Here is a 25,088-nt window from a genome sequence, read left to right as displayed (position 1 = left end):
GTGCTGCCTCAGCGGCGGCGGCGCGTCACCCGCAGGGCGGCCAGCGCCAGCGCCGCCAGCGCGACCGACGCAGGCTCCGGCACCCCGTTGCTGTTCGGCTGCAGGGCCAGTGAAGTGGAAATCTGCAGGTTTGATTCGGTCGTGTGGCGTTCGGCGAAGAAGAAGTCGAAGCTGTAGTTGCCCGACGCGCGGCCGCCCATCGAGCCGAACAGCGTGTCGAGATTCACCGTGGCGGACTGCGCGCCATGCACGCCGCCAAGATCGATGCCGAGTTGCTTATCGAAGTAGACCCAGACGTCGTCGTCGCCGGTGAAGGAGAAGGTCTGGCCCGCCCCCTGGGTGTAGCCGAAGGTCGCCGAGATCTGGTGTGTGAAATGGTAGTTGTGCGACCGGCCCTCGTTGCCATAGAGCTGGCCGTCGATCGGGAAAAAGGCGTTGGAGGAATAGGTGTAGATGCCGGAGCCGGCGAAGGTCTCGTTCAGCGTCAGTGCGTAGCTCGTGCTGTCGGTGGCACGCGTGTACCAGTTGCTGAAGGCCCCCGCACCGGTGTTCGACACCGACGATGCGCCGAGCGCGGTCAGCGTCGGCGACGGGCCGCTCAAGGTGCTCGCCACCATCCCGGCACCAGCACCGCCCCCGCCTTCAAAATTGACGCCGTCGGCATGGAAATCGCGCACGGTGCCGGTCAGGGCCACCGGGGCGCCCTGCGCAGAAGCAGCAACCAAGCCAATCATGAGGAAAGGAAGCAGGCGCGGCATCAAGTTCTCCTGGGGGTGCAAGGCGACCTGATTGTTGGGTCCACTTGCCACCGGCGGACCCCCGATTCGCGGGGAACCTGGGCGGCATCCGACGGATGTACGGCGGCAGCGTTGGCTTTCGTTGCGCGCTCCCTGGCACCGGCTGACTTCGTTCCAGCCGTCCATCGCGGCCCGACCTGACGCGCCGCATGTCCGACGTGAAACGGCGTCCAAGACGCGCAGAGAATCGCAGCGCAGCCACTGTCCGGTACGTCTCACATGCGCATCCAAATTGCCGCCCTTGTCCTCTGCACCCTCGCCGCTCATGTGCAAGCCGATGTCGTCGTGGTGAGCGCCGAGCGCCTGCTCGACGTCGCCAGCGGCCGTTATCTGCCTCGCCCGCAGCTCGTCATCACCGACGGCCGCATCACCGCCGTCGGCAAGCAGGGTGATGCTGCGCCCAGCGGCGCACGCCGCGTCGACCTGCCGGGCCTGACCCTGCTGCCCGGCCTGATCGACATGCATGTCCATCTCACCGGCGACCCGCGCTACAGCGGCTATCGCGGCCTGGAGTTCACCGACAACTTCTGGACCGTGGTGGGCGTGGCCAATGCCAAGAAGACGCTGGAAGCCGGCTTCACCACCGTACGCAATGTCGGCTCCGCCCACTATGACGATGTGGCGCTGAAGCAGGCCATCGAGCAGGGGCATGTGCCGGGCCCGCGCATCGTGCCGGCGACCTACGCCATCGGCGCCACCGGCGGCCATTGCGACAGCACCGAGTTCCCGCCCTCCATCCAGACTCACGAACCCGCCGTCGCCAATGGCCCCGAAGCCATCCGGGCCACGGTGCGCAAGCTGCGAAAGTACGGTGCCGAAGTGATCAAGTTCTGCGCCACCGGCGGCGTGTTGTCCAAGACCGACGTGGCGGGCGCCCAGCAGTACAGCCTGGCCGAAATGCAGGCCCTGGTGGAGGAGGCCCACATGCTCGGGCTGCGGGTGGCCGTGCACGCCCACGGCACGTCGGGCATCAAGGACGCGATCCGTGCGGGCGCCGACACCATCGAGCACGCCAGCCTGGCCGACGACGAAGCCTTTGCCCTGGCCAAGCAACGCGGCACCTGGTTCTCGATGGATATCTACAACGACGACTACATCCTCGCCGAGGGCGAGAAGAACGGTCTGTTCAAGGAGTCGCTCGAGAAGGAGCGCGCCATCGGCCTCAAGCAGCGCCAGACCTTCCAGGCGGCCGTCAAGGCCGGCGTGAAGATGGTTTACGGCACCGATGGCGGCGTCTACCCCAACGGCGACAACGCCCGCCAGTTCACCACCATGGTCACCTGGGGCATGACCCCGTTGCAGGCCATCCAGGCGGCCACGCTCAACGCCGCCGAAGCCCTCGGCCGCAGCGCCGACGTCGGCAGCCTTGCCGTGGGGCGCTTCGGCGACATCGTGGCGGTGCAAGGCGACCCGATGGCCAACGCCAAGCTGCTGGAGACGCCCGCTTTCGTCATGAAGGGCGGCGCAGTGGTGCCATTGCCCTCCCGGTGACGGATCAGGCTAGAACAGGAAATACCTCTGCGCCATCGGCAGCTCCTTCGCCGGTTCGCAGGTCAGCAGCACGCCGTCCGCCCTCACCTCGTAGGTCTGCGCGTCGATCTCCATCGTCGGCAGGTAGTTGTTGAGCAACATGTCGGTCTTCCTGACCGTGCGGCAGCCCTTCACCGGCACCAGCGTCTTGGCCAGGCCCAGCTTCTCGACATTGCCCTGCCCGGACTGGCTGACAAAGGTCAGCGAGCCCTGCGACAAGGCCGCGCCGAAGCTGCCGAACATCGGCCGGTAATGCACCGGCTGAGGCGTCGGGATGGACGCATTGGCATCGCCCATCGCGGCGGCGGCGATGAAGCCGCCCTTCAGGATCAGCGACGGCTTGACGCCGAAGAAGGCGGGCTTCCACAGCACCAGGTCGGCCCATTTGCCGACCTCGATGCTGCCCACCTCATGGCTGACGCCATGGGCCAGCGCGGGGTTGATGGCCAGCTTGGCGAGGTAGCGCTTCACGCGGGCGTTGTCGTTGCCGGCACCGTCGCCGGGCAAGGCGCCGCGCTGCACCTTCATTTTGTGCGCCGTCTGCCAGCAACGCAGGCTCACCTCACCGACGCGGCCCATGGCCTGGCTGTCCGACGAGAACATGCTGATGGCACCAAGGTCATGCAGGATGTCTTCGGCGGCGATGGTCTCGCGGCGGATGCGGCTTTCGGCAAAGGCCAGGTCCTCGGCGATGCCGGCGTCCAGGTGATGGCAGACCATCAACATGTCGAGGTGCTCGTCCAGCGTGTTGACCGTGAAGGGCCGCGTCGGGTTGGTGGAACTGGGCAGCACATTGGCCTCGCCCACCACCTTCATGATGTCCGGCGCATGGCCGCCGCCCGCGCCCTCGGTGTGGAAGCTGTGGATGGTGCGGCCCTTGAAAGCCGCGATCGTGTCCTCGACGAAGCCGCTCTCGTTCAGCGTGTCGGTGTGGATGGCGACCTGGGTGTCGGTCAGCTCGGCCACGCTCAGGCAGTTGTCGATGGCCGCGGGCGTCGTGCCCCAGTCCTCGTGCAGCTTGAGGCCGATGGCGCCGGCGTCGATCTGCTGCATCAGGCCTTCGGGGCGCGAGGCATTGCCCTTGCCGAGAAAGCCCAGGTTCATCGGGAAGGCCTCTGCCGCCTTCAGCATGGTCGCGATGTGGTGCGGTCCGGGCGTGCAGGTGGTGGCCAGCGTGCCGGTGGCGGGGCCGGTGCCGCCGCCGATCATGGTGGTCACGCCGCTCATCAGCGCCTCTTCGATCTGCTGCGGGCAGATGAAGTGGATATGGGTGTCGATGGCGCCAGGCGTCACGATGAAGCCCTCGCCCGCGATGATCTCGGTGCCGGGGCCGATGACGATGTCCACGCCCGGCTGCACATCGGGGTTGCCGGCCTTGCCGATGGCGGCAATGCGGCAGCCGCGCAGGCCGATGTCGGCCTTGACGATACCCCAGTGGTCGAGGATGACGACGTTGGTGATGACGGTGTCGACCGCGTCACCCGGGCCGGGCCCGTTGACGCGCTGCGACTGGCCCATGCCGTCGCGCACGGTCTTGCCGCCGCCGAACTTGACCTCCTCGCCGTAGCCGCCGGCGCGCAGCGTCAGGTCCTGCTCGATCTCGATGACGAGGGCGGTGTCGGCCAGGCGCAGCTTGTCGCCGACGGTGGGGCCGAGCATCTCGGCATAGGCACGGCGGCTGATCTTCATAGCTTGCCCTGCACCAGGCCGCGAAAGCCCCAGACGGCGCGGTCGCCCCCCAGGTCGACGAGCTCGACGGTGCGTGTCTGCCCGGGCTCGAAGCGCACGGCCGTGCCGCTGCAGATGTTCAGGCGCATGCCGCGCGCGGCCTCACGGTCGAAGCCCAGGGCTGCGTTGGTCTCGGCGAAGTGGTAGTGGGAGCCGACCTGGATGGGCCGGGTGCCGGCGTTGGCGACCTTCAGCGTCAGCGTGCGGCGGCCCGGGTTGAGTTCGTGTTCACCCTCTAGAGTGATCAGTTCGCCCGGCACCATCACTTGCGGCCCTTGGTGAGCCACCACACGGCCACGCCGGCCACGGCCACCAGGGCCGTCATGCCGGCGCCGTCCCAGCCGTGCAGGTGGACGGACGGCGCGCCATGGCCGTCATGGGCCAGGGCCGACACACCGATGAGGGGCAGCAGCAAAAGCATCTTGCGCATGGCAGCGGTCTCAAGGAATGGGTTGGTGGACGGTGACGAGCTTGGTGCCGTCCGGAAAGGTCGCTTCGACCTGGATTTCGGGAATCATCTCGGCGATGCCGTCCATGACGTCGTCACGGGTCAGCACGGTGCGGCCTTCGCTCATCAGCTCGGCCACCGTCTTGCCGTCGCGGGCGCCTTCCAGGATGGCGGCACTGATCAGCGCGACGGCCTCGGGGTAGTTGAGCTTGAGCCCGCGGGCGCGGCGGCGCTCGGCCAGCAGCGCGGCGGTGAAGAGCAGCAACTTGTCTTTCTCTCGGGGCGTCAGCTCCATATCTCGCTTCGCTGTTTAGTCAGCTCCATGTTGGCTTCATGACAGCTTGGGAGCCATCGGGACAAGCTAACCCCTAGCTTGAAGCGTGCCAAGAAGACTTCCTCAACAGGACTGGGGATTCAGGCGCCAGACCGGAGGTTCACGATCCGGTCTCAACGCCTGGAGTCATCTCATGCCTGTCATCCCCAACAACGGCCACGGCCAGCCCACGCCCCGCGAGCAGCAGCTCGTGCGTCTGCTGCCCAAGAACCCCACGCCCTTCGCCGATGCCAGCCTCGACGCCCTGGCGAATCTGATGATCGTGGAGGACGACGAGCTCAACGATGGCGCCGATGCCGAGGAGAACCTGGCCGTCCCGGCCGGCTACACCTACTTCGGCCAGTTCGTCGACCACGACCTGACGCTGGACACGACCTCGTCCTTCTCCAGGCCCCAGGACGCGGCGTCCAACCTGCGCACGCCGTCGCTGGACCTGGACTGCATCTATGGCTCCGGCCCCCAGGACCAGCCCTATATGTACGCCGCCGACGGCGCCACGCTGCTGATCGACCCGCGCGGCACCGATCTGATGCGCCAGCCCCTCAATGGCCGCGCCATCATCGGCGACAAGCGCAACGACGAGAACTCCATCGTTTGCCAGATCCAGCTGGCCATGATCAAGTTCCACAACGCCGTGGTGCTCAGGCTCCGGCAGAACGGCGAAACCGAACCCAGGGACCTCTTCGAGCACGCGCGCCGCGAGGTCACCTGGACCTACCAGCGCATCGTGCTGGAGGACTATCTGCTGCGCATCGTCAACACCCACACCTACGACTTCTTCACCCAGCGCCGCGCGTCACTGGGCGCCAAGGCCTACGACCTCTACAAGGATGTCGACACGCCCGACGGCCCGATGCGCGGCAACCTGCCCAAGGAATTCGTCGGCGCGGCCTATCGTTTCGGGCACTCGATGGTCAGGCGCGGCTACCGGCTCAACACCGTCACCAAGAAGCTCATCTTCGACGGCACCGACCTCAGCGACGACAGCCTGGTGGGCTTCCAGCCGCTGCCGTCGGGTCACCTCATCGACGACTGGGGCCGCTTCTTCACGCCCAGCTTCGTCATCCCCACAAAGAACCAGCCCGCGCCGGTCGAGAACAACCCGGCCGTGCGCCTGCAGTGGGCCTACAAGATCGATCCCTCGCTGGTGGACCCGCTGGCCGCACTGCCGCCCAGCATCGACTCCGGGCGCCGCTCGCTGGCCGCCCTCAACCTCAAGCGCGGCAACCTGGACGCCTATGCCATCGCCACCGGCCAGGCCTTCGCGGCGGCGCTGAAGGAAAAGCCGCTGGGTCCAGACGAGCTGATGGTGCGCGAACCGGTCCCCGACGACCAAGGCGGCGGCTTCACCTTCAAGAGCATCGGCTCCGCCGACCCGCGCTTCCTGACCGAGACGCCGCTGTGGTTCTACATCCTGGCCGAGGCCCAGGCGCCGCTGCTGGTCTTCTGGCGCAGCGTGAACCAGCGCGCCCTGCAGGACGCCGACTTCACGAGCGGCGTCGGTTCGACGTCCAGGCTGGGCCCGGTGGGCGGGCGCATCCTGATGGAGGTGTTCAACGGCATCGTCGACAGCGACCCGCGCTCCTTCCGCAATGCGGCCCCGGCCGGCTGGGTGCCGATGATCGGCAAGGACATCAGCTTCTGGGCCGTGCTCAGGTTCGCGGGCCTGCTGTAGGCCAGTCCACCAGCACCTGCTGCGCCTCGGGCTTGCGCGCCGGTCCGGCCGGCTTGCGCACCGGCGTGCCCAGGGCGATCCAGCCCAGCAGGGTCTCGCCCGGTTCGCAGAAAGCCGCGGCGATGGCCGGGTTGCGCACCTTGGCGCCGCTCAGCATCTTGCCGCCGAAGCCCAGGGCATGGGCCGCCGTCAGGAAGTTGGCAATGGCCCCGCCCACGGCCGCCCACTGCTCGTGGGCCGGCACCTGCGGGTGGCCCAGGTCGATGCGGGCGACGACGGCCACCGTCATGGGCGGCTTCAGCGCGCGCTCGGCGTCCAGGGCAGCACCCTCCTCCCCCTTGCCGGCCGCCAGGGCTGCGTCGGCAAACAGGGCGGCCATGCCCTGTTTTGCGGCGCCGCGCACCAGCTTGAAACGGTAAGGCACCAATTCGGCGTGGTCGGGTGCTCGCAAGGCCGCCTGCACCATCAGCGCGAGCTGCTCGTCATCGGGGCCGGGTTCGACCAGATACTTGGGACCGACCGAATAGCGGGTCAGCAGAGCTTGCAAGGAGGTCTCGTCAGTCATCGCGTCAGCATTCTGCGCGCAGCCCACGACAGGGCATCGACCAGCCCGACCAAGGCAATCATCGCGATCAGCACGGTGCAGGTTTCGTGCATCTGGAAGAGGCCGAGGTGGTAGCTCAGCATCTGCCCCAGGCCGCCGGCGCCGACGACGCCCAGCACGCTGGCGGCGCGGATGTTGTTCTCCCAGCGGTAGAGGGTGTAGCTGACCAGCTGGGGCAGGGTCTGGGGCAGCGTCGCGAACAGCCACACGCGCGCCGTGCCGATGCCACGCTGGCGCAGCGCCAGGGCCACCTCGGGCGAGGCGTTCTCGAAGCTCTCGGCAAACAGCCGGCCCAGCACGCCGCTGGTGTGCAGGGCCAGGGCCAGGGTGCCGGGCAACGGCCCCAGGCCGGCCAGGATGAGGAGCAGCGAAGCCCAGACCAGCTCGGGCACGCTGCGCAGTGCGTTCAACACCAGCCGGGCCGCCGCGCGAGCCACGCCCGAACTCGCTGCGGGCAGGGCCAGCAGCAGGCCACCGACGACGGCCAGGGCCGTGCCGATGGCCGACATGGCCAGCGTCTCCAGCAGCGCCCAGCCCGTCTTGGCAAGGAAGGCCGGCGCCATCTCGGGCGGGAAGAAGCTGGCCGCAAAACGGCCCATGCTGGCCAGGGCCTCGGGGCCGAGGAAGGCCGACCATTGCAGGTCCAGCGACCAGAAGCTGGCGATGACCAGGGCCACGAGGCCCAGCAGCACGGCGGCGGTGGACAGCCTCATGCGAGCCGTCCTCTCAGCCAGCGGCTGAAGGCATCGCTGAGCATCACGAGGCCGACAAAGACCAGCAGAATGGCACTGACCTCGTTGCCGGCAAACATCTTGGACGCGTTGTCCAGCTGCTGGCCCAGGCCGCCCGCGCCGACAAAGCCCAGCACGACGGAAGAACGCACCGCGCATTCCCAGCGGTAGACCGTGTAGCTGAGCAGTTCGGGCAGGCAGCTCGGCAGCGCGCCGAACAGCAGGGCCTGCAGCCGGCCGCTGCCCGAGCGCAGCAGGGCTTGCGTAGGCGCGGCGTCGGCGCTCTCCAGGATTTCGGCGTAGACCTTGCCCAGCATGCCGCCATAGGCAATCGCGATGGCCAGCACGCCGGCCGTCGCGCCCAGGCCGACGACGCGCACGAAGACCAGGGCCCAGACCAGCTCGGGAATGGAGCGCAGCAGCACCAGCAGGGCCCGCACCGCGCGGCGCAACCAGCGTGCCGGCCCGGGCCGACCTTCCAGCGTGCTGGCCGACAGCCGCGCCGTCGACACCAGGGCCAACGGCAGGGCCAGCAGCAGCGCCAGACTCATGCCCGCAGTGGCGATGGCGACGGTGCGCCAGGTGTCGCGGGCGAGCATGGTGAGGAACTCGCCGTCGGCGCGCGGCGTGATGAACTGGGCCAGGAAACGGCCGGTCGCGCGCAGGCTGCGCTCGTCGAACAGGGCCCAGGGCTTGAACTCGGCGAGCACCAGCAGCGGCCAGGCCAGCACCAGGGCGATCAGCAGCGTGGCCCAGCGCTGGCCAAGGGCGGGGTCGCGCAGCGTCATCGGCACATGGCCTGAGGCAAGGGCACGGGCTGCGCCAGCGGCGCGATCTCCGGCGGCGCTTCGTTCTGGCTGCGATAGAGCTCGTCCAGCAGGTCCTCGTCGAGGCCATCCGGCGCACCGTCGTAGACAACCCGGCCGCCGCGCAGGGCGACGACGCGCGGGAAGTGCTTCAGCGCCAGGTCGACCTGGTGCAGGCTGCAGACCAGGACCGCACCGCGCTCGCGGGCATTGCGTTGCAGCGTCGCGAGGGCCAGCTCGGCGCGGGTCGGGTCCAACGCGGCCAGCGGCTCGTCGGCCAGCCACAGGCGGGCGTCGGACACCAGCAGCCGTGCCAGGCCGACGCGCTGGCGCTCGCCGCCCGAGAGCCGGTCCACGCGCAGCCAGAGCTTGTCGGCCAGGTCGAGCTGAGCCAGCGCGGCCTGGGCCAGTGGGGCATCGGGTGGGCTCCACAGCGTGCGCAGGCTGCGCGCCAGCGCCATGCGCGGCAAGCGTGCGGACAGCACGGCCACGGCCACGCGCTGGCGCGGCGGCAGTGGCGGCTGCTGGGGCGCCAGCGCGATGTCCGCGCGCAGGCGCTGGCGCTCGCGGCGGCTCAGGGCCCAGGGGTCGGCATCGTCCAGCGTGAAGCGCCCGGTCAGCGGGCCCTGCATCAGCGCGAGCAGATTCAGCAGCGTGGTCTTGCCAGCGCCCGAAGCGCCGATGACGGCGACCTGCTCGCCCGCGGCCAGCGCGAGGCTGACACCGCGCAGCACGGGCGTCGCGCCGCCGAGGGCGGCGGCATCGATGCCGGAAAGCGCGATCACTTCAGCAGACCAGCGTTCTCGGCGGCGGCCTTGATGCCGGTGTAGTTCTCGGGCTTGGTGGCGATGAACTTCGTCGCGCGCTGCAGGCCGAGGATCTCCTTGCCCTGAGGCGTGTTCGGGTCCAGCGCCAGGAAGGCCGCCTTGATCTTGTCCTGCAGGGCTTGCGGCATGTCGGCGTGGACGGACCAGTTGTAGTCGTAATAGGCCGGCGTCGTGAAGAAGACCTTGACCTGGCTGGTGTCGACCTTCTTCTCGGCGACGAACTTCTCCCAGACCGAGATGTTCAGCGCGCCGGCGTCCACCTTGCCGCTGGCGACGGCGGCGATGGTGGCGTCATGGGCGCCACTGAAGGCCACGCGCTTGAGGTCCACGTCGGGGTTGATCCTGGCGCCCAGCAGGAAGCTGCGCGGCATCAAGTGGCCCGAGGTGCTGCTCTGCGAGCCGAAGGACAGGGTCTTGCCCTTGAGGTCTTCCAGCTTGGTGATGCCGCTCTTGGCATCGGTGATGAAGACGGAACGGAACTTCTCGTCTTCCTCGCGCTGCACCAGCGGCACGATCTTGCCGCCGCTGCGCACATTCGCCTGCACGAAGGTGAAGCCGCCGAACCAGGCTAAGTCGATCTTCTTGTTGACGACCGTCTCCACGGCCGCCGCGTAGTCGGTCACCGGCGTCCACTCGACCTTCATGCCCAGCTTGCTCTCCAGATACTGGCCCAGCGGCGCGAACTTGCGCGCCAGCTCGGTGGGCGACTCGTCGGGAATGGCGGTCACGCGCAGCACCTGCTGCGCCTGGGCGGCGGCTCCGGCCAAGGCCAGGGCAGCCACGGCGCCACGCGCCACACGGGCGACGAAACGGGGGAAGGCAGTCATCGAAGGTCTCCTGTGGTGAAGGGGGGATTGTCCGGTTGGCGGAGGGGCGTGGGAGTCGAACCCACCCAGCGGCGCGTGGCGCCACCCACCGGGTTTGAAGCCCGGCCGACACACCGGTGTCGTTGCCCCTCCCTGTCATGTCGTCGATTCCTGGGCAAACAGCCCGCTGTCCGGCCGCAGCCGGTGTTCGTCGCCGACACGGCGCAGCAAGCCGACGCGGTCGAAATGTTCCAGATGCTGGATGGCGCGCTTGCGGCCCAGGCCGGTTGCGTCGCGAAAAGCGGCGGCCGTGACCTTGCCGTGCTCGGCGGAGATCCGGCGCGCGATCGCCGCCAGCCGCGCCATCGTCGCGGTGTCGCAATAAAGGTCCTTCACCACTTGGTGTAGTTCACCCTGCCGGGCCAGTCGCGCCAGGGTGGCGCGCATCAGCGGCTCGGGCTCGGCGCAGTCCTTGGCGAGGTCGCGAGCCCAGGCGCCCTCGACACCAGCGGCGGCCAGGCGAGGCGCGATCTTCTGGGCGATGCGCTCCTCGATGGCCGACAGCTGCACGCCATGCTCGGGCAGATGCACGAAGGCGCCGCGCAGCGCAATGCGGCCGGCCGCGCGCAGGCCGGCGAGCAGGTCTCGCCACAGCGGCTCGGCGATGCGCGGCGCAACGAGGCGGCGCAGGCGGGCGGCATCGGGGCCGAGCTCCTCGGGCGACTGCTGATGAAAGTCGGCCAGCGCAGCGAGCAGTCGTGTGGTCAGTGCAGCTGCGGCGTCATCGCCCAAGGCCCAGCCCTGCAGCGCCTGCGCCAGCCCCTCGGCCTGCGCGAATCGGGCCAGGTCAAGGCCCAGGCTGGACAAGGCCAGCAGCCGCTCGCGCCGCCGCGCCAGCGTGGGCAGCTCGCAGGCCGCCAGCTCGGCCAGGCGCTCGGGCGTGCGTCGGTAGCGGGCGGGCGCAAAGGGGTCGAGCACGACGCCGCCGGCCATCGTGCGGGAGGCGCCGGCGTCGCGAAGCACCAGGCGGTCGCCGCGCCAAGCTCCCACCGGGGCATGGCAAACGAGTTGCACGCGGGCCGAGGCGCCGGGATCGATGGCGTCGCCCTCCAGCACCGCGACGCTGGCCATCACCGATTGGGCGCCGAGGTGGACATGCACGCGCTGGCCCGATCGCAGCGGCTTGGCCTCACCGGGCCATAGCGTCAGGCGCGCGTCGAAACGGTCCGTGGCCAGCGCAACGGCCGGCGCTGTCAGCCACTGACCGCGCGGTGCGTCTTCTCGGGCAAGACCCGCCAAAGCCACGGCGCAACGCTGTCCGGCCTGGGCACGCTCGACGGCACGGTTCTGGGCATGCAGGCTCTTCACACGCGCACGATGGCCCTGGATGAACAGCTCGTCGCCCACAGCAATCTCGCCCGCATGCAGGGTGCCGGTGACGACGGTGCCGACGCCGTCAAGGCTGAAGGCACGGTCCACGGCCAGGCGGGCTGCGAGGCCGCGGCAGGCGCGAGGCGGTGTCTGACGGGCGGTTTCGAACAGCAGCTCGCGCAGTTCGTTGACGCCCTGCCCCGTCTGCGCAGATGCGGCCAGGATGGGCACGGCATCCAGCCCCGTACCGGCGAGCAACGCCCTCACCTCCTCTTGCAAGGCTTCGACGCGGCTGCTCTCGGCCCGGTCGGCCTTGGTGATGACGACGGCGCCGCGCCTCAGGCCGAGCAGGCTGAGCACGGCCAGGTGCTCGCGGGTCTGCGGCATGACGCCATCGTCGGCGGCCACCAGCAGCAGCGCGAAATCGATGCCGCTGGCACCGGCCAGCATGGTGTGGACCAGCTTCTCGTGGCCGGGCACGTCGATGAAGCCCAGGCGTTCTTCGTGATCAGGAACGTCGAGATAGGCATAGCCCAGCTCGATGCTGATGCCGCGCGCCTTCTCTTCCGGCAGACGGTCGGTGTCGACGCCGGTCAAAGCACGGACGAGCGTTGTCTTGCCGTGGTCGATGTGACCGGCCGTCCCGACGATCACGCAGCCACCTGCGACGCGTAGGAACACAGCCACAGAGGCACAGAGGCACGGAGGAGAAGCCAACAACTTCTCTGTGTCTCCGCGCCTCTGTGGCTGATATGGACTGGTCTCAAGGAAGTCATTTCAACGCCTCCTTCAGCACGCCCAGCTGCGACGTCAGCAGGGCCGGCTCTTCGAGGCAGCGCAGGTCCAGCAGCAGGCGGTCGTCATGGATGCGGCCAATCACCGGCCGCGGCAGGCCGCGCAAGGCAGCGGCCAACGCTTCGAGCGTTCGACCGCGACCGTCCACAGCCGTGATGGCCAGGCCCGCGGACGGCAGCCGTTCGACCGGCAGGGAACCGGAGCCGATCTGGCTTTGCAGCGCAAGGGTCTCGACAGTGAAGCGCGGGGCTACAGCGGCGGCCACTTCGGGCAACAGGCGCTGCGCCAGTTCAGCGATATGCGCCTGATTTCGAGTCAGCAGCCGCAGCGTCGGCAGGTCCTGCACCAGCCGCTCGGGCCGAAGATAAAGGCGCAGCGTCGCCTCCAGCGCCGCAAACGGCAACTTGGACAGACGCAGCGCCCGCTTCATCGGGTACTTGCGGATCTTGCCGACGGCGGCCTTGCTGCCGACGAGGAGGCCGGCCTGGGGGCCGCCCAGCAGCTTGTCGCCGCTGAAGGTCACGACATCGCAGCCGGCGGCCAGCATGGCCTGCGGCAGGGGCTCGGCGGGCAAGCCCCATTGCGACAGGTCGACCAGGGCGCCGCTGCCGAGGTCGGTCATCAGCGGCAGGCCGGCAGCGTGCGCGATGGGGGCCAACGTGGCCTCGTCGACGGCTGCGGTGAAGCCCTGCACCTGGTAGTTGCTGGTGTGGACCTTGACGATGAGGCCGGTGCGCGGCGTGATGGCCTGCTCGTAGTCGCGTGCATGGGTGCGGTTGGTGGTGCCGACCTCCACCAGCGTCGCGCCGGCTGCGCTCATCACGTCGGGCATGCGGAAGGCACCGCCGATCTCGACCAGTTCGCCGCGCGACACGATGGCCTCCTTGCCACGCGCCAGGGCCGCAATGCCCAGCAGCACGGCCGCGGCGTTGTTGTTGACGACGGTGGCGGCCTCGGCGCCGGTCAGCTCGCAGAGCAGGCCTTCGATGAGGTCATCACGGTCACCGCGTGCGCCGGCCTCGAGGTCGAACTCAAGGTTGTTGGGCGAGCCCATCAAGGCCAGCACCTGCTGCAGGGCCGCGTCGGCCAGCAGGGAGCGGCCGAGGTTGGTGTGGATCACGGTGCCCGTCAGGTTGAGCACGGCTCGCATATTCGGCTGCATGCGCGCGTGGACCCGCGCCGACAGTGTCCGCGGCAGCGCCTCCAGCTCCGCGCGAGGCAACTCACCAGCCACGGCGCGGCTGCGCAGGGCGTCCAGCAGCGCCCTCGCCTCGCCGGCCACCAGCGTGTGGCCATGCTCGGCCACCAGCGCCGCGCAGTCGCGCAGCAGCTTGTCCAGAGCCGGCAGTTCCTTGGGGCTGGCCTTGGAACCGTGGACCACGGATTCGTCGGGCGCCTTCATCAGTGCTCTCTTCCCGGCGGTGGCGCCTGGTTGGGTTCGCCGAAGAGCAGCAGCAGGTTGACGCCATGGCGCTGCAGGCCGGCCTCGCTGACCAGCAGGTCCAGCGTCAGCGTGGCGAGGTCGTCGGCCACCGGTTCGAGGCCGTTGTCGCGCACCGGGTGCATCAGCTTCAGATAGTGGCCGCATTCGCTGCAGCACTCGGCCTGCACGGCGGGCTGGGCCTCGGCGACGCTGCCATCGGCCACGACGAGGTTTTGCAGCGAGATGCCCTTGGTGCTCTGGCAGTGGCTGCACTTGACGCGGACGTAATGCCACTGCGTCGCGCACAGGCCGCAGGCGAGGTAGCGCGCGCCTTCGCTGCCCAGGCGCTCGAGCGAGGCAACCGGGCGCGAGCCGCAGCAGGGGCAGGCGGTGGGGTCGTCGATGCGGCCGAAGGCAGCGACCGGGCCGGCCGCGCGGGCCGCCGTCTGCCGCGCCAGGCGCACCCAATGCAGTTGCAAACCGGCGGCGACCAGCGGCGCGCTGGCCAAGTCCAGCCCCAGCATCACGCCGGACAGCAGGCGGCCGGCCTGAGTCTCCAGATACTCGTCGCTGGCGGAGGAAAGTTGCAGCACCGTGGCCCTGGCCGGGCCTTCTCCAAGGCGGCGGGCCAGGTCCTGCAGCAGCGCGCGCAGCGAGTCGCGCCAGACCGCGGCGCGCGGCCAGGTTTCGGCCATCAGCAAGGGCTGGCCGTTGCGGGCGGCGGCCTCGATCTGCTCGGCCGTGGGCAGCGGCACATCGACGCCGGCGGACAGCGCCCGATGCTGGGCCTCGGCCAGTTCGGCGACGAAGAGCAGGAAGTCGCGCATCGCATGGCCGGCGGCCAGTACGCGCAGGCGCAGGGCCCGGTCGGCGAAGACGCCGGCCTCGGGCAGGTGCAGGAAGGTCAGCTGCTCGCCGGCACGGACGGCGATCTCCTCCGGGCTGAGAATTCTTTGATGCGCGCTACCGGCGGTCATTGGTCATTTCGCGATGCCATAGCGGGTGATTCTGGCGCGCCCAGCCCTCGGTCACCGTGCCGCGCGTCATGGCGCGCAAGGTGCCCTTGACCCAGATGGCGGCATAGATGTGCACGATGACGGTCAGGATCAGGAGGGTCGCCGACAGTGCATGCAGCAGGACGGCGATGCGCCGCGCAACGATGGGGAAGCTGTCGGCGAACCAGGGCTGCCAGAAGATGAAGCCGGTCAGCACCAGCACCATCAGGCTGGTGGCCATGATCCAGAACACCAGCTTCTGGCCCGCGTTGTATCGGCCTACCGGCGGCATACGGCCTTCGTCGGCCGTGCGCATCAGCTCGGGCGCCTCCCGCAACCACTGCTTGTCGAGGTCAGTCATGCGGTTGTGACGCCAGAGCCTGAAGAACATCACCAGGAAGCACAGGGCCATCACGAGGCCCATGAAGGGATGCAGGATGCGCGCCCAGGTGCCGCCGCCGAACAAGGCCGTCAGGAAATAGAAGGCGGGGTGGAAGAAGGCCAGGCCCGACAGGCCGGCGCCGAGGAAGAACAGCACGATCAGCCAGTGGTTGCTGCGCTCGCCGGCCGTGTAGCGCTGCAGAAAGCGTGTGCCCATGGTGCGCTCCTGTCAGGCAGTGGGGTGGTTGGCATCGTCGCCATGGCGGGCGATGTTGTGATCCGCTTCCGGGTCATCCGGGTCCTCGATGGGCCCGACGCGCGTGTAGTGGAAGAAGCCGGCAATCGCCGCGCCAATCATGGCCGCGACGGCCAGCGGCTTGGCTGCGCCCTTCCACAGCGACACCAGCGGGCTGATCTTGGGGTCGGCCGGCAGGCCGTGGTACAGCTCGGGCTTGTCGGCATGCTGCAGCACATAGACGACATGGGTGCCGCCCACGCCCGGCGGGTCGTAGACGCCCGCGTTGGCATAGCCGCGCTCCTTCAGGTCGGCGATGCGCTCGGCGCCGAAGTCCAGCATGTCCTCCTTGGTGCCGAAGCGGATGGCGCCGGTCGGGCAGGCCTTGGCGCAGGCCGGCTCCAAGCCCACGCCGACGCGGTCGGAGCACAGGCTGCACTTGTAGGCCTTGTTGTCGACCTTGCTCAGGCGCGGCACATCGAAGGGGCAGCCGGTCACGCAGTTGCCGCAACCGACGCAATGCTCGGAGATGAAGTCGACGATGCCGTTGGTGTACTTGACGATGGCGCCCGGCGCCGGACAGCTCTTCAGGCAGCCGGGGTCCTCACAGTGCATGCAGCCGTCCTTGCGGATCAGCCACTCCAGCTTGTCCTTCTCGACCTCCACTTCCGAGAAGCGCATCACCGTCCAGCTCTGCGGCGTCAGGTCGCGCGGGTTGTCGTAGGTGCCGTGGTTGTCGCCGACCTCGTCTCGCAGGTCATTCCACTGCATGCAGGCCACTTGGCAGGCCTTGCAGCCGATGCAGGAGGACACGTCGATGAGCTTGGCGACCTCGGCAACATGGCTGCGTGCCTGCGTGGACGGCGTGGTGGTGGCCGAGCGCTTGGCGATGTCGAGGGATTGGAGTGATGACATGGCGGCCTCCCTCAGGCTTTCTCGAGGTTCACGGTGAAGCTCTTGAACTCCGGCGTCTGCGTGTTCGCGTCGCCCACGAAGGGGGTCAGCGTGTTGACGAGATAGCCGGGCTTGGCCACACCGACAAAGCCCCAGTGGTTGGGCAGGCCCACGGTGTGCACGCGCTTGCCGTCCACGTCCAGCGAGGCGATGCGCTTGGTGACGACGGCCACGGCCTTGATGAAGCCGCGGTTGCTGGTCACCTTGACCCAGTCGCCGTTGGCGACCCCCTTCTCCTTGGCGAGCTCCTCGCCAATCTCGACGAACTGCTGCGGCTGCACGATGGCCGAGGTGCGCACGTTCTTGGTCCAGTAGTGGAAGTGCTCGGTCAGCCGGTAGCTGGTGGCCACGTAAGGGAAGTCCTTGGGCGTGCCGAAGGCCTCCAGGTCGCCTTTGAAGACGCGCGCGGCCGGGTTGGACTTGGCCTTGGCGTTGTTCGGGTGCATGGGGTTGGCGGCCAGCGGCGTCTCGAAGGGCTCGTAGTGCTCGGGCAGCGGGCCGTCCACCATGCCGGTGGGCGCGAAGAGGCGCGCCACGCCCTCGGCGGTCATGATGAAGGGGCGCACCGCGTCGGCGTCCGTCGGGTTGGCGTCGGGCCGGATGTCGGGCACGTCGGAGCCGCCCCATTTGTCGCCGGCCCAGGACACCAGGCGGCGCTTGGGATTCCAGGGCTTGCCGGTCGGGTCGCAGGAGGCCGCGTTGTAGAGCACGCGCCGGTTGGCCGGCCAGGCCCAGGCCCAGCCCAGGGTCTGGCCTATGCCCCAGGGGTCGGCGTTGTCGCGGCGGGCCATCTGGTTGCCGGCCTGGGTCCAGGCGCCGGCATAGATCCAGCAGCCGCTGGACGTGCTGCCGTCGTCACGCAGCAGGCCAAAGCCGCTGAGCTGCTCGCCCGCCTTGGCCAGCACCTTGGTGGCGTCCTTGGGGTCGGTCACGTCGGCCAGGGCCTTGCCGTTGTACTCCTTGGCCAGTTCCTCGGCCGAGGGGTTGGTGGGCTGCAGATAGGGCCAGCTCAGATTGACGATGGGGTCGGGGAAGGCGCCGCCGTCCTTCACATAGGCGGCCTTCATGCGCGTGAAGAGCTGGGCAATGATCTCGGGGTCGCCCTTGGCCTCGCCGGGCGGCTCGGCGCCCTTCCAGTGCCATTGCAGCCAGCGGCCGGAGTTGGTCAGCGAGCCGTCCTCCTCCGCAAAGCAGGTGCTTGGGAAGCGGAACACCGTCGTCTGGATGTCCTCGCTCTTCACGTCGTGGTGCTCGCCATGGTTCTTCCAGAACTCGGCGGTCTCGGTGTTGAGCGGATCGATGATGACGAGGAACTTCAGCTTGGACAGGCCCGCGACCACCTTCTTCTTGTTGGGGAAGGAGCCGACCGGGTTGAAGCCCTGGCAGATGTAGCCGTTGAGCTTGCCCTGGTTCATCAGCTCGAAGGTCTGCAGCACGTCATAGCCCTTGTCCCACTTGGGCAGCCAGTGGAAGGCCCAGGAGTTGTCGGCCGTGGCCGCCTTGCCCCACCAGGCCTTTTGCTGGCTGACGAAGAACTTGGGGTAGTTCTGCCAGAAGCTCATCTGGCCGGGGCGCAGGGCTTTCAGCGCGCGGGTCTTGTAATAGGTGTCGAGGTCCTGCTCGGCATCTCTTGCCAGGCTCATATAGCCCGTCAGCGACGTCGACAGCAGGCCCAGGTCGGTCAGGCCCTGGATGTTGCTGTGGCCGCGCAGCGCATTCATGCCGCCGCCGGGCTGACCGATATTGCCCAGCAGCAGCTGCACCAGCGCCCCGGTGCGGATCATCTGAGAGCCCTGGCTATGCTGGGTCCAGCCCAGGGCGTACATGATGGTCATGACCTTGTCGGGCCTGGACGTCTCCGCGATCATTTCGCAGACCTTGAGGAATTTGTCCTTGGGCGTGCCGGTGATCTTGCTGACCTGCTCGGGCGTGTAGCGCGCGTAATGCGCCTTCATGATGTTGAGCACGCAGCGCGGGTGCTCCAGCGTCGGGTCGACCTTGGCGAAGCCCTTGTCGTCGAGCTCATAGCCCCAGCTCTTGGGGTCGTAGCGGCGCTTGGCCTCGTCGTAGCCGCTGAAGAGGCCGGCGTCGAACTTGTAGTCCTCGCCGATGATGAAGCTGGCGTTGGTGTAGTTCTTGACGTACTCGGTCTGGATCTTGTTATTGGACAGCAGGTAGTTGATGACACCCGCCAGGAAGGCGATATCACTGCCTGCGCGGATGGGCGCGTAGTAGTCGCTCATGGCGGCCGAGCGCGTGAAGCGCGGGTCGACGACGATGAGCCTGGCCTTGTTGTGGTGCTTGGCCTCGATGACCCACTTGAAACCGCAAGGGTGGGCCTCGGCGGCATTGCCGCCCATGATGAGTACCAGGTCTGCGTTCTTGATGTCCACCCAGTGGTTGGTCATCGCGCCGCGGCCAAACGTCGGGGCCAGACTGGCCACCGTCGGGCCGTGTCAAACACGTGCCTGGTTGTCGAATGCCAGCATCCCCATCGAGCGCATCGCCTTGTGGGTGATGTAGCCCGCTTCGTTGGAGGATGCGCTCGCGCACAGCATGCCGGTGGTCAGCCAGCGGTTGACGGTCTTGCCGTCGGCATTGGTGGCCTGGAAGTTGGCGTCGCGGTCGGCCTTCATCAGCTTGACGACGCGGTCCATGGCCTCGTCCCAGCTGACGCGCTTCCATTCCTTGGCGCCCGGCTCGCGGATCTCGGGGTACTTCAGCCGGTTGGGGCTGTGCACGAAATCCAGCAGGCCCGCGCCCTTGGGGCACAGCGTGCCGCGGTTGACCGGGTGGTCGGGGTCGCCCTCGATGTGGATGATGGACGAGGTGACGTTCTTCGCCTTGTCGCCCAAGCTGTACATGATGACGCCGCAGCCCACCGAGCAGTAGGGGCAGGTGTTGCGGGTTTCGGTTGCCCGGGAGAGCTTGAAGTTGCGCGCTTCGGCGAGGGCCGCCGTTGGCGAGAACCCCAACGCGACCAGGCTGGACGCTGCCAGCCCCGCGCCGCTCACCCGGAAAAACTGCCTCCGGTCCATGTCCATTCGACTGTCTCCTGCGGGCAGGGCCCGCTCTTGTGCAGCAACGAATCAGCGCGCAGCCGTCGCTGGCCGCCGTGACGCGATTTCTTCACAAAGGAGAGCCCTTGTCCAGGGCGGGCAACCCGGGGGACTAAAGCGCTCGGGTATCCAACGGTGAGGCCTTTTTCGCGGGCCGAGCGCCGGGCCGCTCCCTAGCCGGCCCGCTCTGGCGATGTGCTTGTGGCTCGATGCCGCAAGCATCGCCGTCCCCTCGGGGGACCGACCAAGTATTCCTTGGGCGAGGGGCTAAACGTCAAGTCGTCTTGGAGATGGAAATGCTCGGGAACTTGGACGAATAGTCCTTGCCCTGGGCCGCGATCTTGGCGGCCACCTTGCGGGCCAGCGCTTTGTAAAGCGCGGCGACCTCGCTGTCGGGTTCGGCAGCGACGGTGGGCGTGCCCGAGTCGGCCTGGGCGCGGATGCTCATGGCCAGGGGCAGCGAGGCCAGCAGCTCGGTGCCGTACTGGGCCGCCATCTTCGCGCCGCCCTCGGCGCCGAAGATGTGCTCGGCATGGCCGCAGTTGGAGCAGATGTGCACGGCCATGTTCTCGACGATGCCGAGAATGGGCACGCCCACCTTCTCGAACATCTTCAGGCCCTTCTTGGCGTCGATCAGCGCGATGTCCTGCGGCGTCGTCACGATGACGGCACCGGTCACGGGCACGCGCTGGGACAGCGTCAGCTGGATGTCGCCGGTGCCGGGCGGCAGGTCGATGACGAGGTAGTCCAGCTCCTGCCAGCGCGTCTGGCGCAGCAGCTGCTCCAGGGCCTGGGTGGCCATGGGGCCGCGCCAGATCATGGCCTGGTCGTCGTCGACCAGGAAACCGATGGAATTCACCTGCAGGCCGTGGGCGATGTGGGGCTCCATGGTCTGGCCGTCCAGGGTCTCGGGGCGGCCGCTGGCGCCCAGCATCAGCGGCTGGCTGGGGCCGTAGACGTCGGCATCCAGCACGCCCACGCGGGCGCCTTCGGCCGACAGGGCCAGGGCCAGGTTGGCCGCCGTCGTGCTCTTGCCGACGCCGCCCTTGCCGGAAGCCACGGCGATGATGTTCTTGACGCCCGGCAGCAGTTGCACGCCACGCTGCACGGCATGGGCAACGACCTTGGTGGAAATGTTGACTTTGACGTTACCCACGCCAGGCACGGCCAGGACGGCGTCAACGACCACGGCCGTCAGCAACGCATGCTGGCTGGCGGCCGGATAGCCCAGCTCGATGTCGATGGCGACATCGGCGCCGTCCACCTTGATGGCCTTGACCGCCTTGTCCTCACCCAGCGTACGGCCGCTGCCGGGGTCCACCACGGCTTGCAGCAGGGGTTGCAGCTGGACATCGGAAATGGCGGTCATGGCAGGGAACAGTTCACGGGAAACGGGGCCAGCAGTCTAGCCCGCGAGGGGTTTGCATCCAGTTGGCGGGCTTTCTGCGTAGAGTGAGGCGGCCTGCATTGCCGCCGGAGATTCCATGCGCCGTCCCGCCCTTTTGCTCATTGCCGCCCTGCTCGGCGCACCCGCTTTTGCCCAGTCTGGCGGCAAGCTGCTGCTGACCGGCGGCGTGTCCAGCATCGATGGCGCGGCCGGCGGCGGACTGACGCCCTGGGCCGTCACCGGCAGCTACGCCACGGCAGGTGAGTTCGGCGCCACCGCCTTCGTCACCCGGGCGACCACCGACAACTACGGCCTGCTGACCTATGGCGCCGCCGTCGGCATCCAGGACCGCGTCGAGATCTCGCTGGCCAAGCAGGACTTCAACACCGAAAGCAATCTCGCGCCCCTCGGCCTGGACGGCCTGCATCTGAAGCAGGACATCCTGGGCATCAAGGTGCGCCTGTTCGGCGACGCCGTGCTGGACAGCGACACGCTGATGCCCCAGGTTGCCATCGGCCTGGAGCACAAGAAGACCCATGCCGGCAACCTCGGCCCGACGCTATTCGGTCCGCTGGGCGCCAGGGATTCAGGCACGGACGCCTATGTCAGCGCCACCAAGCTCTTCCTGGCCGACGGCGTCCTCGTCAACCTGACGCTGCGCGCCACCAAGGCCAACCAGAACGGCCTGCTGGGTTTTGGCGGCGCCCAGGGCAAGGGCATGCGGCTGCAGCCCGAGTTCTCGATTGCCAAGCTGCTGGCCAAGAACATCGCCATCGGCTTCGAGTTCCGCGCCAAGCCCGACAACCTGAACAACTCGGTGCTCGGCGCCGGTGCGCTGAAGGAGGACGACTGGAAGGACGTCTTCGTCGCCTGGGCGCCCAACAAGCATTTCTCGCTGACCGCCGCCTGGGTGGACCTGGGCCGCATTGCCCCGGCCGTGCAGCCCAAGCGCCAGACGGGCAGCTATCTGTCGGCGCAATTCGCGCTATGACTGCGCTCTAGGAGTCACTTCATGCGCCTTGTCGTCATCACGGTTCTCGCCTGCCTGCTGCTTGGCTCCTCGGCGTTTGCGCAAACGCCGCCGGCCAACGACAGCGTCTACCCGGCCTGGGGCGGCCAGGCCGGCATCCGCGCCGTCATGGACGACTTCGTGCCCCGCCTCGTGGCCGACCCGCGCACGGCGCCCTTCTTCAAGGACGTCAACCGCGAGAACCTGACGAAGCAACTGACCGAACAGCTCTGCCAGGAAGCCGGCGGCCCCTGCACCTACCAGGGAGCGCCGATGAAGCTGGTGCACCAGGACCTGGAGATCCGCCGCCGCGACTTCAATGCGCTGGTCGAAATCCTGCAGCTGTCCATGGACGCCAAGGGCATCCCCTTCGCGGCCCAGAACGGCATGCTGGCGCGTCTGGCGCCCATGCACCGCGACATCGTCACGCCGGCGGGCCCCTAGCTTCTGTTGGCACCGCAGCAGGGTCGGTAAAGAACTTTTGCGTTAACGGCTCGGCCACAAGTCGGTGTGGGGGGCGCGGCAAACTGCCGGCCATGCAACTCACCCGTGTTTCCGCGGCTGCCGTGCTGGCAGTCAGCGGCAGCTTGCCTGCTGTCGCTCAAACCCAGACCCAGCCCCAGGCCACGCCGCCCGACGCCCCCGCTTCCGCACCGGCACGCCCTGCCCAGCGCCCCGCCGCCAAGCCCGCGGACGCCAGGTCCGAACAGCTCAAGCGCGTCGAGGTCAGCGGCAATGCCAGCGACGACTCCATCCGCAAGGCATCGACGGCCAGCAAGATCGTCATCACCCGCGAGGAGATCGACAAGTTCGGCGACTCGACCCTGGGCGAGATGATCAAGCGCCTGCCGGGCGTGACCACCGGCGGCCGCCCCGGGCGCGGCGGCGACATCCGCATGCGTGGCATGGGCGGCGGCTACACGCAGATCCTCGTCAACGGCGAGCGCATGCCGCCCGGCTTCTCGCTGGACCAGCTGCCGCCCGAGCAGGTCGAACGCATCGAAGTGCTGCGCGCACCGACGGCCGAGTACGGCACCCGCGCCGTGGCCGGCACCATCAATGTCGTGCTGCGCGAGGCGCTCAAGAAACGCCTCAACGAGTTCCGTGCCGGCTTCGCGACCGAGCGCGGCCACATCAGCCCCGGCATCAGCTGGACGCGCAACGACAACTTCGGCGAAGGCCATGCCTACAACCTGACCGTCAATGCCCTGCACGGCGAGCGCGTCGATGACATCATCAACGACACGCTGACCCACACCGTCGCCACCAACACCGACAGCCTGCTGACCTCGCGCGGCCGCAACTCGGACGAGCGCACCGCGCTGAACCTGACCGGCCGCGTGCAGTTCAAGCTCAACGCGACGGACAGCCTGGCCATCCAGCCCTTCATCGTGTCGACCAAGTCCACGACCAACAGCCAGCTGCTGCAGACGACGACGCCCCAGCCCAACCCGACGCCAACGGGCTTCTTCGACCAGGCCGACACCGACGGCGACAGCCGATTCACCATGGCCCGTCTGAACACGCAGTGGCAAAGCAAGCTCAGCGCCGACACCCGCGTGGAAGCCCGGGGTGGCATCGGCCGCGCCCGCGGCGAGAGCCACAGCGTGCGCCAGGAGCGGCTGGCCGGCGCGGCCTCACGCCTGCAGGACGACAGCAGCACCAGCCGCGACAGCAACTGGAGCGCCCTGGCCAAGATCTCCCACAACCTCGGCGGCGACCACAGCCTGGTCTCCGGCATCGAGGGCGAAGGCACGTCGCGCCACACCAACCGTGTGACCCTGGTCAACGGCGCGCCGCAACCGGGCCTGGACGACTTCGGCGACGACCTCGATGCCTCGTCCACGCGTGTCGCGGCCTATGCCCAGGACGAATGGAACGTCGGCAAGCAGTGGGACTTCTACGCCGGCCTGCGCTGGGAAGGCATCACGACCCGCTCCAGCGCCGCCAGCTATGACGCGCGCAACAAGTCCAGCGTCTTCACGCCGCTGGCCCATGCCCGCTACAAGCTCGACGACAAGGGCCGCGACATGATCCGCGCCAGCCTGACGCGCAGCTACCGCAGCCCGCAGCTGCAGGACCTGATCGCGCGGCCCACCATCAACAGCCAGGTGCCCCATCAGGCCAACACGCCCGACCGCGCCGGCAACCCCGACCTCAAGCCCGAACTGGCCACCGGCTTCGAGATCGGCTACGAGCACTACCAGACCAAGGGCGGCCTGCTCAGCGCCAACTTCTTCGCCCGACGCATCACCAATCTGATGCGCACGGTCACGTCGCTGGAAACGGTGCCCTGGAGCACCACGCAGCGCTGGGTGGCCCGGCCGCTGAACATCGGCAAGGCCTCGACGGCCGGCGTCGAGCTGGAGGCGCGCTTCCGCCTGGATGAGTATTTCGAGGACGCGCTGCCGATCAACATCCGCAGCAACTTCAGCATCTTCACGTCCAGGGTCGACGGCATTCCGGGGCCGAACAACCACATCGACGGTCAGCCCAAGGGGACGGCGAATCTGGGGGCTGACTACCGGCTGCGGTCGGTTCCCTTAACGCTGGGCGCGTCGCTGAACTGGACGCCGTCGACCGTCATCCAGCAGACCCTGATCACCGAGACCACGGCCAGCCGCAAGGCGGTGGTGGATGCGTTTGCGCTGTGGGCCATCAACACGGAGCAGTCGCTGAGGTTGTCGGCGACGAATCTGTCGGCGATGGATTACTTCACGGGGAGTGTGATTGCCACCGGGGATCAGCTCATCACGTCGCGAAGCGGGGGGCCGAGTTATACGCAGTGGCAGTTGAGGTGGGAGATGAAGATTTGAGTTGGGTTGTAGCTTGCTTTTGCGAGGAGCGCTGCTGATCGATGCATTGCCGGGAGTCCGTCCCGGCGGCCGGGTAACTTTCTTCTGCGGGGCCAGAAGAAAGTCACCAAAGAAGAGGCCCTGAACCGCACACCAGCGCGATGACGCCACGAGCGGCGCGCGAAAACGGCCAGCGGTTTTTCGGCAAGACGCGACCCGCTGCGCTCTCGCTGCTGTCCCTATCACCAGCACCAAATTTCGGGCCACCAGTCCGCTGAACGCGCGGCTGCACGCCGGGCTCACGAGAAATGCCAAATGCAGCGTCGCTCGGGCGACGCGGCTGTTCGGTATTTCCTGATGAGCCCGGCGTGCAGCCGGCGTTAACGGTGGTGAAGCGG

The 25,088-nt window shown here is 68.1% G+C and carries 23 protein-coding genes and 1 tRNA gene; 5 read left to right on the top strand and 19 right to left on the bottom strand.

The genetic code is table 11. The features are described from left to right. Positions 1-8: 8 nt before the first annotated feature. Positions 9-758, bottom strand: a complete 750-nt coding sequence (locus tag ACS5PN_RS26060; protein WP_439466952.1) for a fibro-slime domain-containing protein — start codon at positions 756-758, stop codon at positions 9-11. A gap of 258 nt (positions 759-1,016) precedes the next feature. On the opposite strand from ACS5PN_RS26060, the gene ACS5PN_RS26055 reads away from it, so the two are divergent. Then, entirely contained in the window at positions 1,017-2,288 is a 1,272-nt protein-coding gene (locus tag ACS5PN_RS26055) for a Xaa-Pro dipeptidase (protein ID WP_439466951.1), read from the top strand. Between the two features lie 9 nt (positions 2,289-2,297). On the opposite strand, the gene ureC is transcribed toward ACS5PN_RS26055, so the two are convergent. Genes ureC through ureA form a run of 4 tightly spaced genes read right to left on the bottom strand, consistent with a single transcriptional unit; the run spans position 2,298 to position 4,798 of the window. Beyond that, positions 2,298-4,016, bottom strand: a complete 1,719-nt coding sequence (gene ureC / locus ACS5PN_RS26050) for an urease subunit alpha (RefSeq protein WP_439466950.1) — start codon at positions 4,014-4,016, stop codon at positions 2,298-2,300. Continuing rightward, complete coding sequence (locus ACS5PN_RS26045; protein ID WP_439466949.1) at positions 4,013-4,318, bottom strand: urease subunit beta; 306 nt, start codon at positions 4,316-4,318, stop codon at positions 4,013-4,015. The genes ureC and ACS5PN_RS26045 overlap by 4 nt, the downstream gene beginning before the upstream one ends. Beyond that, on the bottom strand, positions 4,318-4,485 hold the full coding sequence (locus tag ACS5PN_RS26040; protein ID WP_439466948.1) for a hypothetical protein: 168 nt from the start codon (positions 4,483-4,485) through the stop codon (positions 4,318-4,320). The genes ACS5PN_RS26045 and ACS5PN_RS26040 overlap by 1 nt, the downstream gene beginning before the upstream one ends. Positions 4,486-4,495: 10 nt before the next feature. Further along, a complete protein-coding gene (gene ureA, locus ACS5PN_RS26035; protein WP_439466947.1) occupies positions 4,496-4,798 on the bottom strand; it encodes an urease subunit gamma in 303 nt (100 codons plus the stop codon). 172 nt (positions 4,799-4,970) lie between these two features. On the opposite strand from ureA, the gene ACS5PN_RS26030 reads away from it, so the two are divergent. After that, positions 4,971-6,512: a peroxidase family protein gene (locus tag ACS5PN_RS26030; RefSeq protein WP_439466946.1), complete on the top strand. Its 1,542-nt coding sequence runs from the start codon at positions 4,971-4,973 to the stop codon at positions 6,510-6,512. On the opposite strand, the gene ACS5PN_RS26025 is transcribed toward ACS5PN_RS26030, so the two are convergent. From ACS5PN_RS26025 to apbC, 13 genes are all read right to left on the bottom strand, one after another. Then, complete coding sequence (locus ACS5PN_RS26025; RefSeq protein ID WP_439466945.1) at positions 6,490-7,077, bottom strand: nitroreductase family protein; 588 nt, start codon at positions 7,075-7,077, stop codon at positions 6,490-6,492. The two genes, ACS5PN_RS26030 and ACS5PN_RS26025, sit on opposite strands and share 23 nt — an antisense overlap. Beyond that, positions 7,074-7,829: a phosphonate ABC transporter, permease protein PhnE gene (gene phnE / locus ACS5PN_RS26020; RefSeq protein ID WP_439466944.1), complete on the bottom strand. Its 756-nt coding sequence runs from the start codon at positions 7,827-7,829 to the stop codon at positions 7,074-7,076. The genes ACS5PN_RS26025 and phnE (ACS5PN_RS26020) overlap by 4 nt, the downstream gene beginning before the upstream one ends. Continuing rightward, entirely contained in the window at positions 7,826-8,635 is an 810-nt protein-coding gene (gene phnE, locus ACS5PN_RS26015; RefSeq protein WP_439466943.1) for a phosphonate ABC transporter, permease protein PhnE, read from the bottom strand. The genes phnE (ACS5PN_RS26020) and phnE (ACS5PN_RS26015) overlap by 4 nt, the downstream gene beginning before the upstream one ends. Next, the gene (locus ACS5PN_RS26010) at positions 8,632-9,438 is read right to left on the bottom strand and encodes a phosphonate ABC transporter ATP-binding protein (RefSeq protein ID WP_439466942.1); all 807 of its coding nucleotides are present in this window, start codon (positions 9,436-9,438) and stop codon (positions 8,632-8,634) included. The genes phnE (ACS5PN_RS26015) and ACS5PN_RS26010 overlap by 4 nt, the downstream gene beginning before the upstream one ends. Then, on the bottom strand, positions 9,435-10,307 hold the full coding sequence (locus ACS5PN_RS26005; protein WP_439466941.1) for a putative selenate ABC transporter substrate-binding protein: 873 nt from the start codon (positions 10,305-10,307) through the stop codon (positions 9,435-9,437). The genes ACS5PN_RS26010 and ACS5PN_RS26005 overlap by 4 nt, the downstream gene beginning before the upstream one ends. 36 nt (positions 10,308-10,343) lie before the next feature. Further along, a tRNA-Sec gene (locus tag ACS5PN_RS26000) sits at positions 10,344-10,439 on the bottom strand. A gap of 3 nt (positions 10,440-10,442) precedes the next feature. Continuing rightward, the gene (selB, locus tag ACS5PN_RS25995; protein WP_439466940.1) at positions 10,443-12,311 is read right to left on the bottom strand and encodes a selenocysteine-specific translation elongation factor; all 1,869 of its coding nucleotides are present in this window, start codon (positions 12,309-12,311) and stop codon (positions 10,443-10,445) included. A 118-nt stretch (positions 12,312-12,429) separates the two neighbouring features. Further along, the gene (gene selA, locus ACS5PN_RS25990; RefSeq protein WP_439466939.1) at positions 12,430-13,854 is read right to left on the bottom strand and encodes an L-seryl-tRNA(Sec) selenium transferase; all 1,425 of its coding nucleotides are present in this window, start codon (positions 13,852-13,854) and stop codon (positions 12,430-12,432) included. Next, complete coding sequence (gene fdhE / locus ACS5PN_RS25985; protein ID WP_439466938.1) at positions 13,854-14,852, bottom strand: formate dehydrogenase accessory protein FdhE; 999 nt, start codon at positions 14,850-14,852, stop codon at positions 13,854-13,856. The genes selA and fdhE overlap by 1 nt, the downstream gene beginning before the upstream one ends. Next, positions 14,839-15,468, bottom strand: a complete 630-nt coding sequence (locus ACS5PN_RS25980) for a formate dehydrogenase subunit gamma (RefSeq protein ID WP_439466937.1) — start codon at positions 15,466-15,468, stop codon at positions 14,839-14,841. Before ACS5PN_RS25980 ends, fdhE begins: the two co-directional genes overlap by 14 nt. 12 nt (positions 15,469-15,480) lie before the next feature. Continuing rightward, positions 15,481-16,401: a formate dehydrogenase subunit beta gene (gene fdxH / locus ACS5PN_RS25975; RefSeq protein WP_439466936.1), complete on the bottom strand. Its 921-nt coding sequence runs from the start codon at positions 16,399-16,401 to the stop codon at positions 15,481-15,483. A gap of 11 nt (positions 16,402-16,412) precedes the next feature. Further along, entirely contained in the window at positions 16,413-19,484 is a 3,072-nt protein-coding gene (gene fdnG / locus ACS5PN_RS25970) for a formate dehydrogenase-N subunit alpha (protein ID WP_439466935.1), read from the bottom strand. Between the two features lie 289 nt (positions 19,485-19,773). Further along, complete coding sequence (gene apbC, locus ACS5PN_RS25965; RefSeq protein ID WP_439466934.1) at positions 19,774-20,868, bottom strand: iron-sulfur cluster carrier protein ApbC; 1,095 nt, start codon at positions 20,866-20,868, stop codon at positions 19,774-19,776. 115 nt (positions 20,869-20,983) lie between these two features. On the opposite strand from apbC, the gene ACS5PN_RS25960 reads away from it, so the two are divergent. From ACS5PN_RS25960 to ACS5PN_RS25950, 3 genes are all read left to right on the top strand, one after another. Next, positions 20,984-21,877, top strand: coding sequence for a DUF3034 family protein (locus ACS5PN_RS25960; RefSeq protein WP_439466933.1), 894 nt, complete (start codon positions 20,984-20,986; stop codon positions 21,875-21,877). Between the two features lie 21 nt (positions 21,878-21,898). Next, positions 21,899-22,339, top strand: a complete 441-nt coding sequence (locus ACS5PN_RS25955) for a group I truncated hemoglobin (RefSeq protein ID WP_439466932.1) — start codon at positions 21,899-21,901, stop codon at positions 22,337-22,339. A gap of 92 nt (positions 22,340-22,431) precedes the next feature. Continuing rightward, positions 22,432-24,711, top strand: a complete 2,280-nt coding sequence (locus tag ACS5PN_RS25950; RefSeq protein ID WP_439466931.1) for a TonB-dependent receptor plug domain-containing protein — start codon at positions 22,432-22,434, stop codon at positions 24,709-24,711. 103 nt (positions 24,712-24,814) lie between these two features. Here ACS5PN_RS25950 and ACS5PN_RS25945 read toward each other — a convergent pair. Next, a partial coding sequence (locus ACS5PN_RS25945) for a hypothetical protein (protein WP_439466930.1) occupies positions 24,815-25,088 on the bottom strand: 274 nt, incomplete at its 5' end.

The organism is Roseateles sp. NT4 (assembly GCF_051857475.1).
Taxonomy (GTDB): Bacteria; Pseudomonadota; Gammaproteobacteria; order Burkholderiales; family Burkholderiaceae_C; genus Pelomonas.
This window is presented reverse-complemented; position numbering and strand designations above follow the sequence as displayed.